Raw genomic sequence first — 16,462 nt, 5'->3', positions numbered from 1 at the left:
AAAATTTGAAATTTTTAGGCTAAAGCCTTGCCGTATATTAATTTGAATTCGGAGCGCAGCAACGTGACTATTACTCTGAGAAATACCAAAAGCTACCACATATCACTCAAATGGCTGATTAATCATCCATATGTCCAGAAAATAGTTCCTTGGATTGTGCCTTTTTTAGTCCTGACGTTTTGGGAAACGGCTTCTAGACTTGGAATACTCTCTAGTAGAATTTTGCCTGCACCTAGTGGTGTATTATTCACAGCCTTGAAATTAGCTGCTAGTGGTGAACTCTTTCATCACGTAGGCATCAGTGCTGCACGGGCGATATCTGGTTTCATAGTTGGGGGTAGTATTGGGTTTGGTTTAGGCTTACTCAACGGCTTTTCTCGTGTGGCAGAAAAGTTGTTAGATAGTTCCTTACAAATGCTTCGTACTATCCCTAATTTGGCAACAATTCCCTTGGTAATTTTATGGTTTGGTATTGGTGATCAAGCTAGATTATTTCTTGTGTCATTGGGAGTTTTCTTCCCGCTTTATCTCAACACATTTCACGGTATTCGTAGTGTAGATCCGGGATTAATTGAAATGGGCAAAGTTTATGGATTAAAAACTCCGCAACTTTTGTGGCACATAATTTTTCCTGGTGCATTATCTTCCATTCTTGTCGGTGTTCGTTTCTCTTTAGGGATTATGTGGTTAACCCTAATTGTGGCAGAAACAATAGCGGCTGATTCTGGAATTGGTTATATGGCAATGAATGCCCGTGAATTCATGCAAACAGATGTTGTGGTGTTGAGTATTGTGATTTATGCCTTGCTCGGTAAGCTAGCAGATGCCATCGCCAGAACATTAGAAACCAAATTTTTGGCATGGAATCCCAACTATCAACAAAGATAATTATCCAACTTGAAATTGTAGGAGATTTAGAAAATGGTGGCAAATTTACAAGCAAGTGTGCAAGGTACACAACTCAGTATTCTAGATTTGACGAAGGCTTTTGGTAAGCAAACTGTCTTAAACTCTTTGAATTTAGAAGTAAAAGCAGGGGAGTTTGTCGCAATAGTAGGGCGTAGTGGTTGCGGTAAAAGCACTCTGTTGCGTCTAGTATCAGGCTTGGATAAGGCAAGTGGTGGCGGCATACTATTAGATGGAGAGCCATTGCGTAAACTTGGTGATTCCATCCGCGTCATGTTTCAAGATCCTCGATTGTTACCTTGGAAAAGTGTGATTGACAACGTGGGTTTAGGCTTGCATGACAAGTGGGAAGAAAAGGCTCTTTGGGCTTTAGAGAAAGTTGGACTCAAAGATAGGGCTAAAGAATGGCCATCTGTACTTTCTGGAGGACAACGCCAACGGGTATCTTTAGCTAGAGCTTTAGTGAATCAACCACGTTTGTTACTGCTTGATGAACCTCTAGGAGCTTTAGACGCTCTGACTCGTTTGGAAATGCAGCAACTGATTGAAAATTTATGGCAAGAAAGAGGATTTACAGCCTTTTTAGTAACTCATGATGTGGAAGAAGCTGTAGCACTAGCAGACAGAGTGATTCTCATTGAAGAAGGACAAATTGCTTTAGATTTACCTGTGAATTTACCACGCCCTAGAGATAGAAGTAGTGATGGGTTTATCAACATTAGAGAAACTGTATTATATCAAGTGATGAAAACAGAAAATGTTCATACCAGTAGGCAGTTATTAGAATTGAGTAATTAAGGAAGATTTATCTGCTGATGTTTGTCAATTTAGATCAGCAATCAATTTCTAACTTGAATAAATCAGTAGCATTTTAAATTAACCCTAGCTGTTATATTAAGCAGTTGGGGTTTTGCTGTAAGTTCCCTGAGCTAATTTGACTTTAATGTAGAAATCACGCCGTTTTCTAAATACACTGAAAGCACTATATTCTTAATCTTGGGTAAATTTTTGATAAAAATATAAGCTCCAATTAAACAACATACACCACCAAAAAATAGAGCATTATTGACACCTATGCTACTGGAAAGCCAACCAAAAAATAAATTACCAAAAGGTAATATTCCCAAAAAACCCGTCGTGAAAATACTAGTGACTCTACCTCGTTTATTTTCATCGACTAAAACTAATTGCACAAAGTTGCTGATAGCTGCCAATGTGAGCGTATTCATCATCCCCACAATGAGGATCAAGATTAAAGAATTTGGTAAATTCTGAGTACGAGAGAAAATTATTAAACTTAAGCCTAAGATTGTAGAGGAGAACGCTATAATTTTGATTAATTTTGTAGCTTCCTTCATTAAAATTAGATAAATTCCAGCGATTATTGAACCTAGTGCGGAAGCTGTCATCAAAAAACCCAAAGTTTCTGCACTGCCATTTAAAGTTTCCCTCACAAATACGGGTATGAGATTAACATGGGTCATAACCATGAAACAAATTACGATTTGTAGGATTAAAACATATCTGATAGGGAGGAAATTATAAGCAAATACAAACCCCTCTCGTAAATTTTGAAAAATATTTGTTTTCTTTAGTGAAGGATTATGTTCAACTGATTTGATTTGGGCTGTTAATACAACAGAAATAAATGGTAGACAACTAATGCTATCAACTAAAAAGCAAGAAGCAGCCCCATATCGAGCCAGTAGAAATCCCCCAATCATGGGACTGACAAATTTGGCTGTATTAATTAAAAAAGAATGAATTGCAATCGCACTATAAGTATCTGCTTTGTTATCTACCAATCTAGGAATAGTAACAAGACGAGCAGGTAAATCAAAAGCTTTGACTGTACCTTGCATAATGCCAACGATAATAATCCACGTAACGGTGAGATGACCATTAGTAGTTAGAAATGCTAGAGTAGCAGAAAGCAAAATAGATACTAACTGTGTAATAAGTAATACGTATCTTAAATTCCAACGATCCAATAACACGCCTACTAATGGTGTAATAATCAACCCCATAAATTGATTTGTAAATCCAACTACACCTACTAACATGGCTGAGTTAGTGATTTGATACACCATCCACACGAGGGCTATTTGAGTCATCCAAGAGCCAAAAAAAGAAATACTCTCTCCAATGACAAAACAACAAACATTTGGAGATTTCAGAGCAGGTGGAAGATGCAAAGAAGTAAACAAGAGTTTGTTTACTTCACGATTTTCGTTACTAATTTTTTGCACCAGTATTTTCCGAGAAAGGACTGAAAACTATTAATTGGCTGAAAAATTGACCATCCGAATTTTAGATTTTAAATTTTGGATTGAATCTAAAGTCAAGGCAGGTTTGAAAAGATATTTGTTTTGCCAACATGAATGTCTCTCAAAACCCGCCCCTACAAATCAAAAACCTAAAATTAGTTAGCTACTTGAACTACTTCTTTAGCAATTTTCGCATAACTTTAGCAATACTTAAATTTAGTTATTCATAAAGTTAGCATACTAAATATAATCCGGCAAGAAGGTATAGTGTAACTTAAGTTCTTGTTGCCCATTAATTGCTGCAATGCTAGGGAGATGATTTTTATATTAGATTAACTAATAATTAGATAACCTGAGATTTTGCTGCCCAGATATTTTATTGCCTAAGCACTTGTGCTGTGAATAGTGCTGTGTAATAATATAGAGCTAATCCACGATAAAACGATAGACAAACAGTATTTACTGTTCTAGTAGCAGTACACCACAAACACACCAGATGGACAGCTTGAACAACAAGCAAAACATACTGAGCGACGAATAACCGCGCTTAATATCAATTTTTGTACCTGATGCTCTCCCTCACTGACATTTACGCCAATGGTGGGTACTCCCCACCTTCACTTAATGAAAAAACTTATATGACTGGGGATGAACGATGACTTATCAACATTTGGAAATTAAACCAATTGCTGGACGCATTGGCGCGAAAATTTTAGGAATTGATTTGAGTGCAAATCTTAGTGACGACATTATCCACGAAATTCGTCAGGCTCTCATCCAATACAAGGTAATTTTCTTCCGTAATCAAAACCTTGATGCTAATGGACAAGTAGCTTTTGCGCGCCGTTTTGGAGAAATAACTACAGCGCATCCGACAGTTCCATCTTTGACAGAACATCCAGAGGTTTTGGACTTAGATTATGGGAAAACTGCTGCTCGTGCAAATAATTGGCATACTGATGTAACTTTTGTAGACCGTCCTCCTCTGGGTTCTGTCTTACGAGCCTTGGAAATTCCTCCCTATGGTGGCGATACTATTTGGGCTAATTCTGTAACGGCATATCAAGATTTACCAGAACACCTGCGTAGAATTGCAGATGAACTCTGGGCTGTTCATAGCAACGCCTATGACTATGCAGAAGCAGCAGTTAATCTGTCTGATGAACTTAAAGCCTATCGCAAAGTTTTTACATCAACTGTATATGAGACTTTACACCCAGTAGTGCGAGTGCATCCTGAATCTGGAGAACGGGGATTATTTATCGGTGGGTTTGTGCGTCAGATTCGGGGATTATCCACCACTGAATCTGATGATATTATCCGACTGTTGCAGTCTTATGTGACACGTCCTGAGAATACGGTGCGTTGGCGTTGGAAAGTGGGCGATGTGGCATTTTGGGATAATCGCGCCACTCAACACTATGCTATTGCCGATTATGGTAATCAACCTCGTCGTGTGCAGAGAGTCACTATTGTGGGTGATATTCCGGTTGGTATTGATGGTAAACAGAGTCAGGCTATCAAAGGAGATGCTTCGGCTTATAACAAGCGTCTAGCTGTAGCTGTTTAAGTTCTGTTTTAGGAACGCAAAGCGACGCAGAGGTACGCAAAGTTTCAGGATTTAAGTAAGGATTGATGTTTTATGGTGAGAACTGTTTCGACAATGTTACCTTTGGGTACTTTAGCACCTGATTTTTATTTACCGGATGTGGTTTCTAGTAAGATAGTTAGTCTCTCAGATTTCGATCATAAGAAAGCTTTGTTGGTCATATTTTTGAGCCGCCATTGTCCTTTTGTGCAGCATATTAAGTTGGAATTAGCTCAACTAGGGAAGGACTATGCACAAAGTAACCTGGGAATTGTGGCGATTAGTGCCAATGATGTTAATACTCATCCCGATGATGCACCGGAATTTTTAAAAGTTTTTGCACAGGAATTAGATTTAACTTATCCTCTGCTATTTGATGAGACACAAAAGACGGCTAAAGATTTTTTTGCTGCTTGTACTCCTGACTTCTTTTTGTTTGATGAAAACCGCAAACTTGTCTATCGTGGACAGTTAGACGATAGCCGTCCGCAAAATGGTATCCCTGTAACTGGCAAAGATTTGCGGGCTGCGATCGCAGCTGTTTTAGCTGGTCGAGATGTAGACCGAGAGCAGAAACCTAGCATTGGTTGTAACATCAAATGGAAGCCAGGAAATGAACCTCTATATTTCCAAAATCCAGCGATCGCAGTTTGAAGAATCCTTACTACTTCCTGTTCTTGAATTAGAATATTTCTCTAGTCTTCACCTTCCTCATTTGTTGATAAATATAGGTATATTGAGGAATATGCCTATATTTTTTGTTGACATCTGGAATCTTAATTTACTAAACCTCAAATAATCATAATTAATTGCCATATTTTTCTTAATTTCTTATGATTAACTAGGTAAGTTAGCCAAGCATAAATAATTAAGATAAACACAAATTTATAGATTCAAAAAATGAAATCAATCCTCCTAAAGTATGGCATTGTAAATGATTCAGGAGTAAATTATGACAAGTAAACTAGAGAATAAGATAGCTATTGTTACCGGTGCTTCTTCAGGAATTGGAGAAGCTACAGCGATCGCTTTAGCCGCAGAAGGAGCCAAAGTAGTGATTGCAGCCAGAAGAGGCGATCGCTTGACTGCATTAGCAAAACGCATTACTGAAAATGGTGGTGAAGCCTTACCTATTGTGACTGACGTTACCGACGAAACCCAAGCTAACAACCTCATCCACAAAACAAATGCAGAGTTAGGACGAGTGGATATTCTAGTGAACAATGCAGGTGTGGCATTAACTGGTAATATTGCTGGCGGTAACACTGCTGACTGGCGGCGAATGTTTGATGTCAATGTTTTTGGTGTGCTTTATACTACCCATGCTGTTTTACCCATTTTCCAAGCCCAAGGTAGTGGTCACATCGTCAATATCTCATCAGTAGCTGGACGCATAGCTCGTGCAGGTGTTGGGATATATAATGCCACTAAATGGGGAGTTAATGCTATCTCCGAAGCATTACGCCAGGAAGTGTTAAAAGATAACATCCGTATCACGGTGATTGAGCCTGGTTTGGTGGAGACGGAAATCAACAATCATGTCACCGATCCCGTAGCGAAGAAAAATGTTGAAGAACGATTAAAAGCCATTACACCACTGCAAAGTGAAGATATCGCCAATGCGATCGCCTATGCGGTAACTCAGCCACCCCATGTGAATGTGAATGAAATTCTGATTCGACCGACTCAGCAAGAACGGTAAGATCAATTCAAAATTCGGTGCTATGAGTTAGTGGGATGATTTGTGTTTAAATTCATCCCATACCCATGCAATGCTAAAAGCACTTTGTTAACGCAATTCAAACCCCAGATTGTTCAAGGCTTCTCGCAGGCGATCGCGTCCCGATAGAGATTCAGGAAATGCTATGCGTTTAGCTGAATGTTCTGACCAATCACCACCAACATTCATCTGTTGAGAACTGTAAAATTGTTTCATGATTTGGTTATACAGTTCAATTTCCTGTTTTTGTGTTTCTAACTGATAAGTCTCCCGATGTAATACCGCCGCTTGGGGTAAACGTGGTTTCACTTCTACATTAATAGATGAATCTGCATAACCCACACATAACCCAAACACCGCAACAACATGGGGTGGTAAATTCAAAACCTCTGCTACTGCTTCTGGACGATTACGTAATGCACCAATGTAGACTGTTCCCAAACCCAAAGATTCAGCAGCGATCGCAGCATTTTGTGCTGCTAATGTGGCATCAATAGCCGCCATCAGAAACATTTCCAGGTAATTCAAACCTTCATGGGGTAATCCTTGATTTTCCGCAATGTATGTTAATCTTGCCAAATCTGCTAACCACACCAAAAATAAAGGACACTGGCGAATATGAGCTTGGTTATTCGCCAACTGTGATAACTTCTCTTTGCGTGTCGTATCTTGAACAGCAACTACACTCCAAGTCTGGAGATTAGAAGAAGTAGATGCTGATTGTGCAGCTGCTATCAAAGTTTCCAGAGTGTTTGTTGGTAGAGGATCACTCAGGTAAGCGCGGATGGAACGGTGAGAGAGCAAATTAGATATTGTCTCATTCCAAGGAATATCTGCATTAAATGCGTCTACACCATAGCGGCGATGAAGTAAATCAGTAGGATTAGTCATAATTACAAATTATGGAATTTTAGGTGAAAAAGCGGCGTATTGCTCAGGTAATAGCATCAATTCCTTAACGGTAAATAAAAAACTGAAGATTAAACCAGTAATAAACACTCCCAGCAATTTTATAGAAGTAACTGATAGTAAATACTTTTGACTGGCAAATCTCCTAGTTAAAGGTTTTCGCCAATAGATCATCGTGTGCTGAAATAAAAATTACAACATAGATTTTTACACTTGACCATGTGAAATATTAAGCTGATTAGTCCTAATGCTGTGTTAGCTAAGTTGATAATACATTGCAATCTACTATAAGTTTATCAATTTAGTGTATTTAATTAAAATATTAGCATTCTATTAAGACTTTAGTAAATAGGCTTTTCCTGCCACATTTAAACATAAGAACAAAGTGCTGATTGAGAAAGAGAGGGTTTTTCCCAAAAGTGCGTCACTCCAGGTAGAGTGTATAAAATCAATTAAGTATATTAAAAATTATTGTGGATTGTTCGTGATCATAAATAGGGATAAGTGGTATATCTAAATTGAAAAAGGGGTGTGAGGGAAAGACTTTTTCATGTCTTCTTGTGTACGCGGTTCATGATGGCTACTTGTATCAGAAAAATTTATTAATCAAATTGTTATCAATTTTTGAAATTAGTATAGGATCAGTGAGACCACATCAGTAGATTTAGCAATATTTCATTTTTCTAAAAAAAATCAACAAATCCTCCAAGTGGTTTCAAAGCGATTAAGGTGGTTTAGTTAGTTGAAGTCTGTTCTATAGCAAGATAAACTCAATTAATCTTATGACTGAATTACTAGAATTGGCAGCCTTAGATGAGCATCGCTTGAGTAGTAGAAAACGTAGCAGTAACTATGAAGATGTACTGGTAGTTGGTAGACTAGTGCAAATTGCTTTAAAAACACTGGCTCCACCACAAAGTACAGTTGTGATTTTCAAAACAACAGGAGAAATAGAATTATTGGGTGATCATCACCAATCAATTTCTACACAAACTCCCTTGTTTCTCACACAAGTTCCGCAAATTTATCTCCTAGCTAGAACCTTTAGTGATCAGATTGCTGACCGGAGTTTACAAATTACTTTTCAAGATGATCATGGTAGTCTGCTCAAACAATTGCGGATTGATTTGACGGCGGTGCAAGTTTGTCTTGATGTTGATGCTGATAGAGACGGGATTATTGAAGCTAACAACCCCCATAAAAGTGATTGGGAATGGGGAAGTAATGGTCATGGTGCAGTTTTATTAGTGAATAGCGATCGCGATATCGTCTATTCTGATAGTCGGAGTGATCACGAAGCGAGTTTAATTCAAGGACTACTTGACCTGAAAGATTTTAGCTTCATGATTGTGCGTAAAGCTGGGTTGAGAAATTTACCTGCTGGATATGAACTAGAGTTATCAGTTAGTAAAGATACTGCCCAACGCATTCGCATTTATGATGAATTAGATCGAGACGGCTATGAGTTAATTGGCCCTGGTATTTCTAGAGCGAGAATTAGGGATACTGATCGGGATATTATTTTAGCCATTGAAGGATTGAGTTATCCTGATTTTGATTTTGACGGCTTAGTTGAAATTAGTTTAAGCCTGGTCAAAGATGGTAAATCTGTGTATAGCGATCGCGTAGTATTTCGAGTTGCACCTTGGATCATGACTCCTAATACTTTATCGCCAATTACAGTATTTGTTTCACGGTTATCTAGTGGCGAGAACAAAGAATTTATTGATGAACTGAGAAAAGTTGTTGCTCAAGCCAACGCCCAACTTGATATTATCCCCTATGAGTTTCATCAAGATGATCCCTGGGTGCAAGACGAGATTGAAATTGGTTACACTCAAGCCCCAGGACATCTACTTCCCGTCGTCTTTGATTCTCCACGCGATCGCGGACTCGCAGAATTTCCTAAACGCAAACTATTAGGAATTGACTTTGGTTATCTCACCCGTAAGAGTCGCTATTTAGCCACAAAATTAGACTCTTTTGGCAATTTAGAAGTTTCTCCGCCAGTTACAGTTAAAGGTGTTCACTATCCCTTGGGGCGGTTGATTTTCGGCGGCACTCGCAAGGATATTATCCCCGAACCACGGCGGATGTTAAGAGTATTGCGAGATTTTCTCTATGCTCAAAAAATTCAAGCACCCCTAGAAATCTTTTCGGACTGGCTGAGTGTAGGACATATTGATGAGTTTATGACATTTGTTCCTGCGCCTACCGCTAAAGGATTTAAATTACTATTAGCCAGTCCCCACCAAGCTCATAACATTCTCAAGCATCTACGAGAGCAAGGTCATGGTCAATTATTATTAAGAGAAGGCAAAAAACTCGACAGAAAACCAGCCGATATTACTGTTGCAGACATTCTTGATAATCAAGATTTAACTAACCAAAATCAACAATTTCAAGAACACATTAATTGGAATCGAGAAATCCTTAAACAAGAATTAGAATTAAGCGACGAAGATATTATTGAACTACCTGCTTTATTTAGAGATGATGGCTATGGGAGAGCAGAAACTTTTTTACCAAATATGGTTAACATGATTGTCCTTAATCAGCACCTTGGTATTCCCAAACCATTTGGGCCGAAGTTGGATCATCAATGTCAATTTGAGGCTTATGTACGACAAGTTTTAGAACCTTGGGGTTTAGTTTGTCACTTTATCGATGATTGGGAACCCTACTTCCGCAAACGAGGCGAAATTCATTGCGGAACTAATACACGTCGCCAACCTTTTACCCAAAAATGGTGGGAGATTGAGGATACGTTTTTTAGTTAAGAGTGCTGAGTGGGGAGTAAACATTTGTAGAGGCGGGTTCACCGAGATCATCGTTAATTGTTCATGATATTTGATTAACCCGCCCCTACCGAGTCTCATTAGCTCCCAGCATCGGCTATTTTTTGGATATCTAAGGTTTTTCTAATTCACATCAGGCGTGAGTTAGGAAATAAATTCTTCTTTGTCTACCTTGTCCCCAGTCCCCAACTCTTCTTCATTTTGAATTTTGTAGCTTGCTTCCTGTAAAGGTATTTTGAATTTTGAATTGATTCGTCCCCAATCCCTATCACGTCAAGTGCATAAACACCATTTTCAACAATTCCGCACGGGTAAATGGTTTAGTTAGGTATCCTGACGCACCTACTAATCTGGCTTTGACTTTATCTACTATGCCTTTATAGCCTGTAACAAAAATAATCGGCGTATTTTTAAACATCGAATTATTACGGATAATCCGGCACAATTCATAACCATCAATTCCCGCCATATTCAAATCTAATAAAATTAAGTCTGGCTTGTGTCTAATAATTGACATCGCCGCTTTTAAGGGGTCACTAATGGTAATGACAGTGAAGTTTTCTGTTTCTAAAAAATAACTAATTTCTTTTAAAATTGTGGGACTGTCATCTACAGATACGATTTTGTAGAGTTTTTCTGGAGTAACGGTAGCGGGAATTACTCTTTCAGGAGAAGAGTTCGTGTTATTTAGTTCTTTGTTGGTTGCTGTTGTAGAAGTGGAAATCTGCGATCGCTTGACAATAGCCACATTTTCGATCTCTACAATTGGGGTGATAGGAGTAGCATTGCTACTGAGTTCTACAACTGTCTCAACTAACTTTTTCTCTAACAATGCTGTTGTATATTCAGGAGCTTCTGGTAATTCTGTCACCACTTTGGGTAACTGATCAAATGGCGGATCTGGTTCATGTAAAATAATCTCCCCTGCAATGATGTAAGGGTATAAATATTGTGCTAGTTGCATTTCATCTTGATTCATAATGATAGCGAGATGACGCAGACTAAAACCCTTCATCCAGTAAGTTAATTGGGGTTGCAATTCGGGAGTAGTTTTACCAGGGATTGTATGATTTAGCAACAAATAGGGACGCTGATATGGAGAAGTAAATTTTGGTAAATAAGTCTGCCAATTTTGCAATCTCTTTTGACAACGTTCTATGACTCTTGTGGTATCTAAGCGACAAATGACAGGTAACTTTTGTGATGAATCACTTAATTGATAATTACCAGTATTAATGAGCAAGAATGACTCAATAACTTCTTTGACTAATTCTTGAATTAATACTGTAGCCTGTTGCTGATCTAAATATTTCTGGTTAATTAACCATCGAATCGCTTGATAATCTGGTGGCTGAATGATATCAGAATCTTGCTGCTCGTTAATTTGTTTGTATAAATCAGTTTCAAATAGCAAGCGTAACTGGACACGCACCTGCGGAGTGACTAAGGGAAATTGTTGACTGAGGCGACGCAAATGACGTTCTAATCTGTCAAATGGTTCTACTGTATGAGTCGCATAGGTGATTGTGCCATTTTCTAGATAAATTGACCAAGTAACAAAGTTACTCATAGCTTGTAAACAAGTGGTGTCTAAACAACTCGCTAGTTGTCTTAATAAACTCTGAGGACGTAGTGTGGTAAATGTACCAGAATGATTCATATTTGATAGAGAACAAACAAAGAATGGGAAATAGGAGGGAAATTTTCTAAATTTTTTGTCTGAGTAATTAGCAATAATTTGTAAAAATGCTTACTTTCTTGACTATTCTTATTTTTAAGTTATCTTAGCTACAACGAGTTTTTTGTCATGCTGATAGAGATACTTGAAAAATTTTATTTCTATATAGAAAAATAAAAATCCCACACAAAATCTTTAAAAATTCATGTAGGCAAATGGGAAATATTTATTATATTCTATGTTTGCTCTATATAAATTTCGGTAGATAGATTAATGTCTCCAATGTGAACCATTCACTATTTTATCTGCATCCTGATTAAGATTTCATTAAAGATGTAGAAATTGCGGTGAAAATGCTTTGTTGAATGAAGATTAGATCAGCTACCATCAAACATCTACCATGAATTTTTTTGGCTTCCACTGTGGAAAATATATACTTTGAAAAAAGGAAAATAGAGCTTTGGACTATAACATAACACAAAACGTTATGAGTGATACATTAACCCTAGATGAAGTAGTAGAATTTGCAGAGAATCCAGAACCACGTTGTCCTTGTGTGTTGTTACTTGATACGTCTGGTTCAATGCAAGGTAATGCCATAGAAGCTCTTAACCAGGGCTTGCTGAGTTTGAAAGATGAATTAGTCAAAAATTCCATAGCAGCCAGACGAGTAGAAATTGCGATCGTCACCTTTGATAGTCATATCAATGTAGTGCAAGATTTTGTCACCGCCGATCAATTTAATCCGCCGATTTTGACAGCCCAAGGATTAACTAGTATGGGTGCAGGTATTCATAAAGCCTTAGATATGGTGCAGGAGCGTAAATCTTTGTATCGCGCTCATGGTATCGCCTATTATCGCCCGTGGGTCTTTATGATTACTGATGGAGAGCCACAAGGCGAACTAGATCATTTAGTCGAGCAAGCGGCAATTCGTTTGCAAGGAGATGAAGCAAATAAACGTGTAGCCTTTTTTAGCGTGGGTGTAGAAAACGCGAATATGATGCGCCTCAATCAAATCGCCGTCCGCACACCTTTAAAACTCAAAGGGCTGAATTTTATTGAAATGTTTGTTTGGTTATCGGCTAGTATGTCGGCAGTTTCCCATTCGCAGATAGATGAGCAAATCGCACTACCGCCAATTGGCTGGGGTTCTATCTAGAAAAGGCAAAAGGCAAAAGGTAAAAGGTAAAAGTAAAAAGTAAAAAGAAATAATGCTTGCTCATCAAACATGAAAATCTTTTTACCCTTACACCCTCATACCCTTACACCCCTAAACCCTTACCCCCCTTTCTAGCTAGATTGCGGCTTGACACTTTCACAGCTAGCTGACAGAACAAATATATGAAAACATCAAAACAGAACCCTCATTGGCAGGTAGTCGCCGCCTCTGTCTGTGGTACAAGCCACATCAAAAATAAGCAGCTGTGTCAGGATGCCCACCACTGGCAACTATTGCCTGATAACGTGTTAGTAGCAGCCGCCGCAGATGGTGCGGGTTCTGCCAGCCAAGGGAAAGTCGGTGCGATGGTAGCTGTAGAAACAGCCATAGAAAACCTTTCGCTGAAAAATATAACTAAAGACTCCTTAGCTGAAGATGAAACAGTGCAATGGCTGTTAACTGATGCCTTACTAGCCGCGAAAAAAGCTGTGGAAGATGAAGCGGCGGCTTGTCAAAAACAGCCCCAGGATTTAGCAACTACCTTAATTATTGCGATCGCCTCCCCAGAAATGGTCGCAGCTGTGCAAATTGGTGATGGTTTAGCAGTAGCAAAGGATCGCATGGGCAACTTACTAGCCCTAACCATCCCCAATAACGGCGAATATATTAACGAGACGACTTTTTTGACTTCACCAGGTGCTTTAGAGACAGCGCAAATGAGACTGTGGCGTGAAGCCATAGTAAATCTTGGAGTCCTCACCGATGGACTACAAATGCTGGCTTTGAATATGGTTGTTGGCGAACCTCACAAACCGTTCTTTTTGCCTTTATTCGATTTTGTGGAAAAAACAGAAGATAAAACGGAAGCAAAAGAACAGTTAGTGAAGTTTTTAGGCTCTGAGCGCATTACCCAACGTACTGATGACGACTTAACCCTGATTTTAGCTGCCCTTTTGTAAAGCAAGGGGCAAGGGAGCAGGGTGCAAGGGAGCAGGGAGAGTAGGAAAACAGAAATAATGCCCAGTTCCCAGTCCCCAGTCCCCAGTCCCCAATAAACCCTTAACCGTGATTGATCATGAAGGTACTACGTTATCTTCCCCAGGAAGAAATTCTCAGTCTTAGCGTCAGTTTGGGGCGCGGTGGTGAAGCTTGTATTTATGCTGTACCATCCGCAGGTGATTTAGTCGCTAAGGTTTATCACAAATCAACAGTCGCTCATGCCCATAAACTACGGGCGATGCTGGCTAACCCACCGGAAAACCCAACGGCAAATCTGGGGCATATTTCCATTGCCTGGCCACAGGAATTATTGTGGGGGACGGATGACAGTAAAAGCATTGTGGGATTTTTAATGCCCCGCATTCGGGGAATGCGTCCCATCATTGACTTTTACAACCCCAGAACTCGCCGCCAACACTGCCCGTTGTTTAATTATCAGTATTTGCTGCGGACAGCTCGCAACTTAGCGGCGGCTTTTGCCGCTTTACATAATAGTGGTTACTGTGTAGGCGATGTCAATGAGTCGAATATTCTCGTTAGTGACACAGCCTTAGTTACCTTGGTAGATACGGATTCTTTCCAAGTGCGTGACTCAGAAAACGATATGGTGTATCGGTGTCCGGTGGGTAAACCGGAATTTACACCCCCAGAGTTACAGAATAAAATCTTTGCTCACCACGATCGCGATTTAAGTCATGATGTCTTTGGCTTAGGGGTGTTAATCTTCCAATTATTAATGGAAGGTACACATCCTTTCTCTGGGATTTACCAAGGCGTTGCTGAACCACCACCCTACGAAGCCAGAATTGCGGCTGGACATTTCACCTACAGTCAACAGCGCAAAGTCCCTTATCTGCCTACACCCATTGCCCCACCTTGGGAAATTCTGCATCCTCGATTGCAACAACTGTTTGTGCAGTGCTTTGAGGATGGACATTACGCCCCCCAACAGCGTCCTACAGCTCAAGCTTGGTTATCCGCCCTCGCAGAAGCGGAAGACTCTTTGACTGTTTGTAGTGCGAATCACCAGCATCGCTACAGTAATCACCTCCATAGTTGTCCTTGGTGTGAAAGATCAGTCCGCTTGGGTGGTAGAGATCCTTTCCCTTCCGTGCAGGCGATAGAAAGAAAAGAACATTTACGCCCCCGTACCACCACCAAAAAAAGACGCTACTCTCCACCGACGCAACCTATTGGTTTACCATTGCCAGTCATGCCTTTATACCAAAGCAACTGGCCATCCACTAACCCTAGTGCTGCACCAAAACGCCGCCGTCTGAGAAAGCGACTATATCCTGTAGTCTGTTGCTTGTTGGGGTTTGGGGTATTGGGATACTTAGATGTGATGATGAAATTAACCCGTCCGTTGGTGTCACGGAATCATTATGCCCAGCAAAGCTTAATTACACAGCCTAATGTTAATCCTCCTACCTTAAGTTTTGCTGATTATTACCAGCAAGGTCATGCAGCTTACCAAGTGCGAGACTATAAACAGGCGGCAGACAACTTTACCCAAGCCATCCAAAAAGAACCCAACAACAGCAAAGCCTATGTAAATCGGGGTAATGCTCGTTACAATCTCAAAGACTACGAAGGCGCGCTAGCAGACTACAGTGCGGCATTACAACTGAATCCCCAGGAAATCAAAGCCTTTGTCAATCGAGGCAATGCACGCTATATGATGGCAGAATATAGCAACGACCCCGATAAAGAATATAAACTGGCGATCGCAGATTTTAACCAAGCTTTGAGTCTCAACGACAAAGAAGCCGAAGCCTATATCAGAAGAGGGATTGTTTACTCCCAAATTGCTAAATACAGTAGCGATACGCTCCAAGAATATCAAGAAGCGATCGCAGATTTTGACCAAGCCTTGAAACTCAACGCCGCTAAATCCGAAGCTTATTTTCAACGTGGTTCTGTCCGCTATCAAATCGCCCAATATAGTAACAACTCTGTGCAACAATACCAACAGGCGATAGTTGACTTTGACCAAGCCTTAAAAATTAACGACAAACTCGCCAAAGTTTACCTCAAACGGGGGATGGTGCGCTATGAAATTGTGCAACTAACAGGTAATAAATCTGACCCCCAATACACCAAAGCCATTGAAGATTTACAACTAGCCGCCCAACTTTCTTTACAACAGGAAGATACAGAAGTTTATCAACAAGCCCTCAGTAGTATCTGTATTGTCGAAGAAAGCAAATGTAATGCTTTATTCCAAAGTTCTGCTATGTTGGGATACATCAGCACTAACCAGTAATACCCGTTCTTAGTAGTCTGCCACACAAATTATGAGAGGTTATAGGTACCCGACTTTTGGAAAAAGTCGGGTATCTGAATTGGTCTTATGGGTTGAGGAAATAGAGCCAAAAGTGTTAAGTTTTGGACACATTTGGGCATTGTAATAATAGAAATAATTCGCCCAAGTG

12 protein-coding genes are annotated in these 16,462 nt (G+C 39.7%); 9 read left to right on the top strand and 3 right to left on the bottom strand.

The features are described from left to right. Positions 1–63 precede the first annotated feature (63 nt). The gene (ssuC, locus tag CLI64_RS15170; protein ID WP_103137995.1) at positions 64–888 is read left to right on the top strand and encodes an aliphatic sulfonate ABC transporter permease SsuC; all 825 of its coding nucleotides are present in this window, start codon (positions 64–66) and stop codon (positions 886–888) included. A 33-nt stretch (positions 889–921) separates the two neighbouring features. Beyond that, positions 922–1,704 carry an ATP-binding cassette domain-containing protein gene (locus CLI64_RS15165; protein WP_103137994.1) on the top strand — a complete coding sequence of 261 codons (783 nt, stop codon included), beginning with the start codon at positions 922–924 and terminating at the stop codon, positions 1,702–1,704. Between the two features lie 131 nt (positions 1,705–1,835). On the opposite strand, the gene CLI64_RS15160 is transcribed toward CLI64_RS15165, so the two are convergent. Beyond that, a complete protein-coding gene (locus tag CLI64_RS15160; protein ID WP_225977355.1) occupies positions 1,836–3,155 on the bottom strand; it encodes an MFS transporter in 1,320 nt (439 codons plus the stop codon). A 673-nt stretch (positions 3,156–3,828) separates the two neighbouring features. On the opposite strand from CLI64_RS15160, the gene CLI64_RS15155 reads away from it, so the two are divergent. The 3 genes from CLI64_RS15155 (at position 3,829) to CLI64_RS15145 (ending at position 6,463) form a co-directional block, all read left to right on the top strand. Then, positions 3,829–4,743, top strand: coding sequence for a TauD/TfdA family dioxygenase (locus CLI64_RS15155; protein WP_103137993.1), 915 nt, complete (start codon positions 3,829–3,831; stop codon positions 4,741–4,743). Between the two features lie 72 nt (positions 4,744–4,815). Beyond that, on the top strand, positions 4,816–5,415 hold the full coding sequence (locus tag CLI64_RS15150) for a thioredoxin family protein (protein WP_103137992.1): 600 nt from the start codon (positions 4,816–4,818) through the stop codon (positions 5,413–5,415). A 298-nt stretch (positions 5,416–5,713) separates the two neighbouring features. Beyond that, a complete protein-coding gene (locus CLI64_RS15145) occupies positions 5,714–6,463 on the top strand; it encodes an SDR family NAD(P)-dependent oxidoreductase (RefSeq protein WP_103137991.1) in 750 nt (249 codons plus the stop codon). 87 nt (positions 6,464–6,550) lie between these two features. On the opposite strand, the gene CLI64_RS15140 is transcribed toward CLI64_RS15145, so the two are convergent. Beyond that, positions 6,551–7,372 carry an NADPH-dependent oxidoreductase gene (locus tag CLI64_RS15140; protein WP_103137990.1) on the bottom strand — a complete coding sequence of 274 codons (822 nt, stop codon included), beginning with the start codon at positions 7,370–7,372 and terminating at the stop codon, positions 6,551–6,553. Between the two features lie 800 nt (positions 7,373–8,172). Here CLI64_RS15140 and CLI64_RS15135 point away from each other — a divergent pair. Beyond that, positions 8,173–10,170 (top strand): protein-arginine deiminase family protein, encoded by a 1,998-nt coding sequence (locus CLI64_RS15135; protein WP_103137989.1) that lies wholly within the window; start codon positions 8,173–8,175, stop codon positions 10,168–10,170. Between the two features lie 286 nt (positions 10,171–10,456). Here CLI64_RS15135 and CLI64_RS15130 read toward each other — a convergent pair whose 3' ends face one another. Then, positions 10,457–11,848 carry a response regulator gene (locus CLI64_RS15130; RefSeq protein ID WP_103137988.1) on the bottom strand — a complete coding sequence of 464 codons (1,392 nt, stop codon included), beginning with the start codon at positions 11,846–11,848 and terminating at the stop codon, positions 10,457–10,459. Positions 11,849–12,353: 505 nt separating this feature from the next. Between CLI64_RS15130 and CLI64_RS15125 the strand changes: the two genes are divergently transcribed. From CLI64_RS15125 to CLI64_RS15115, 3 genes are all read left to right on the top strand, one after another. Further along, on the top strand, positions 12,354–13,028 hold the full coding sequence (locus CLI64_RS15125; RefSeq protein ID WP_103137987.1) for a VWA domain-containing protein: 675 nt from the start codon (positions 12,354–12,356) through the stop codon (positions 13,026–13,028). A gap of 182 nt (positions 13,029–13,210) precedes the next feature. Continuing rightward, complete coding sequence (locus CLI64_RS15120; RefSeq protein ID WP_103137986.1) at positions 13,211–13,987, top strand: PP2C family serine/threonine-protein phosphatase; 777 nt, start codon at positions 13,211–13,213, stop codon at positions 13,985–13,987. 116 nt (positions 13,988–14,103) lie between these two features. After that, the gene (locus CLI64_RS15115; RefSeq protein WP_103137985.1) at positions 14,104–16,293 is read left to right on the top strand and encodes a tetratricopeptide repeat protein; all 2,190 of its coding nucleotides are present in this window, start codon (positions 14,104–14,106) and stop codon (positions 16,291–16,293) included. The last annotated feature ends 169 nt before the right edge of the window (positions 16,294–16,462 follow it).

It is taken from the genome of Nostoc sp. CENA543 (assembly GCF_002896875.1).
GTDB lineage: Bacteria > Cyanobacteriota > Cyanobacteriia > Cyanobacteriales > Nostocaceae > Trichormus.
This window is presented reverse-complemented; position numbering and strand designations above follow the sequence as displayed.